The organism is Cupriavidus sp. WGlv3 (genome assembly GCF_023952475.1).
GTDB classification, from domain to species: domain Bacteria; phylum Pseudomonadota; class Gammaproteobacteria; order Burkholderiales; family Burkholderiaceae; genus Cupriavidus; species Cupriavidus phytorum.
Genome location: NZ_JALHRX010000072.1, coordinates 1 through 2,802 on the forward strand (window position 1 = coordinate 1; position 2,802 = coordinate 2,802).

The window sequence follows — 2,802 nt, forward strand, 5'->3', positions numbered from 1 at the left end:
CGAAATCGTCGCCGGCCTCGACGCCGGCGCCGAGATCGTGCGCAACAACCTGGGCACGCTGCGCAGCGGCAGCCAGGTCAGGCTCGTCAAGACCTGACAGCATAGAGGACGCGCCCCATGTGGTTCACCCGCCTGTCGATCCGCAACCCGGTGCTGGCCACCATGATGATGATGGCCTTCATCGTGGTGGGGCTATTCTCGTACCAGCGGCTGCCGGTTGACCAGTTCCCGGACATCACCTTCCCGGTGGTGGTGGTGCAGACCGAATACCCAGGCGCCGCGCCGGAGTCGGTCGAGTCCGACGTCACGCGCAAGGTCGAGGAGATCGTCAATACCATCTCCGGCATCGACGAGATCTTTTCGCACTCCTACCAGGGCACTTCGGTCGTCGTGATCAAGTTCGACCTGAGCGTCGATGTCGGCCAGGCCGCGCAGGACGTGCGCGACAAGATCGCGCTGATCCGCCCGCAGTTCCGCGACGAGGTCAAGGAACCGCGCGTGCTGCGCTATGACCCGTCCGACGCGCCGATCTTCTACCTGTCGGTGTCCAACGCGCCGGGCGCCGGCCGCGGCCAGCGCGAGCTGACCACCATCGCCGACCAGATCGTGCGCAAGCGGCTGGAAACCGTACGCGGCGTGGGCGCGATTAATCTCGTCGGCGGCACCAGGCGCGAGGTCGAGATCCGCATCCGTCCGGCGCAGCTGGAAGCGCTGGGCATCGGCGTCGACCAGGTGATGAACGCGATCCGCAACGAGAACCAGGAATTGCCCGCGGGCGAACTGCGTTCCGCGGCGACCGAGACCGTGGTGCAGATCAAGGGCCGCGTGCCCACGCCGGATGCGTTCCGGCAGATCATCGTCGCGCGCCGCGCCGGCCAGCCGGTGACGCTGGGCGAGATCGCCGACGTGCGCGACGGCCAGGAAGAACAGGAAAGCCTGGCATTGCTCGACGGCAAGCGCGCGCTGTTCCTGTCGGTGGTGAAGGCGCAGGGCCAGAACACGGTCGATACCGTCGACGGCCTGGTGCGCATGACCGACGAGGTGCGCAAGCTGGTGCCCGCCGGCGTGCAGCTGAATGTGGTCAACGACACCGCGCGCGGCATCCGCAGCAGCGTGAAGGAAGTGCGCTCGACCTTGCTGGAAGGCGCCTTCCTGACCGTGGCGATCGTGTTCCTGTTTCTCGGCTCGTGGCGCAGCACGGTGATTACCGGGCTGACGCTGCCGATCGCGCTGATCGGCACCTTCGGCGTGATGTACCTGTGCGGCTTCACCCTCAACGTGATCACGCTGATGGCGCTGTCGCTGTGCGTGGGCCTGCTGATCGACGATGCCATCGTGGTGCGCGAGAACATCGTGCGCCACAACCTGATGGGCAAGGACCACCGCAGCGCGGCGCTGGACGGCACCAACGAGATCGGGCTGGCGGTGCTGGCCACCACCTTCTCGATCGTCGCGGTGTTCCTGCCGGTGGGCTTCATGGGCGGCATCATCGGGCGCTTCTTCCACCAGTTCGGCATCACCGTGGTGGCGGCGGTGCTAATCTCGATGTTCGTCTCGTTCACGCTGGACCCGATGCTGTCCTCGGTCTGGCATGACCCCGACCTGCACGGTACCGGCAACAAGGCCAGCTGGTACGGACGCACGGTGGGACGGCTGCTGGACTGGTTCTCGGCCAGGATGGACCGGCTCGGCGACGGCTACGCCGGCATGCTGGGCTGGGCGCTGAAGCATCGCCTGGCGACCGCCGTCATCGCCGCCACGACCTTCTTCGGCAGCTTTGCGCTGGTGCCGCTGATCGGCACCGAGTTCGTGCCCAATGCCGACCTGGGCGAGACCCAGGTCGGCTTCACCACGCCGGTCGGCACCCCGCTCGACGTCACCGAAGCCAAGGTGCGGCAGGTCGAAGCCGCGCTGAAGGCCTTCCCCGAAGTGGCCTACACCTACGCCACCATCAACTCGGGCAACGCCTCGGGCCGCAACAACGCGCTGGTGTCGGTGCGCCTGACCGAGCGGCGCGCGCGCACCCTGACCACCGCGCAGCTCAACCCGCTGATCCGCCAGCGCCTGGCCGGCATTGCCGGCATCACGCTGACCATGGTCGGCATGCCCGACGGCGCCGGCGGGCAAAAGGCGATCCAGGTATCGATCCAGGGCGACGACCTCGACGAACTGCGACGCCTGTCGCGCGAAGCCAGCGCGCGCATGGCGGCGATTCCCGGCCTGACCGACCTGGATTCGAGCATGAAGGACGACCGCCCCACCATCGAAGTCCGCATCCGGCGCGAGCTGGCCTCGGACCTGGGCGTGGGCGTGGCGCAGATCGGCAATGCGCTGCGCCCGCTGCTGGCCGGCGATGCCATCAGCTCCTGGCGCGCGCCCGACGACGAGAATTACGACGTGCGCGTGCGCCTGCCGAAGGACGCGCGCACCGGCATGGCCGACCTCAGCGCGCTGATGATCGCCAGCAGCCACGCCAATGCCGATGACTCGCCGAAGATGGTGCCGCTGCGCCAGATCGCCGAGCTGGTGCCCACCACCGGCGCCAACCAGATCAGCCGGCGCGACCTGAACCGCGAGGTCGAGCTGACCGCCAACGTGGCCGGGCGCTCGGCTGGCGAAGTCGCGCGCGACGTCAAGGCCGCGCTGGATGGGGTCAACTGGCCGGCCGGCTACAAGTACCGCTTCGGCGGCTCGACCAAGTCGATGAACGAGTCGTTCGGCTACGCCGTGTCGGCGCTGGCGCTGGCGGTGATCTTCATCTACATGATCCTGGCCTCGCAGTTCGCCAGCTTCTTCCAGCCG

The 2,802-nt window shown here is 67.8% G+C and carries 1 protein-coding gene and 1 pseudogene; both read left to right on the forward strand.

Going from position 1 to position 2,802, the window contains the following annotated elements:
* Positions 1-97, forward strand: a pseudogene (locus tag MKD38_RS30385) (efflux RND transporter periplasmic adaptor subunit); the annotation flags it as partial.
* A gap of 20 nt (positions 98-117) precedes the next feature.
* Positions 118-2,802 (forward strand): efflux RND transporter permease subunit (locus MKD38_RS30390; protein ID WP_252682419.1); only part of this gene is annotated, 2,685 nt, incomplete at its 3' end.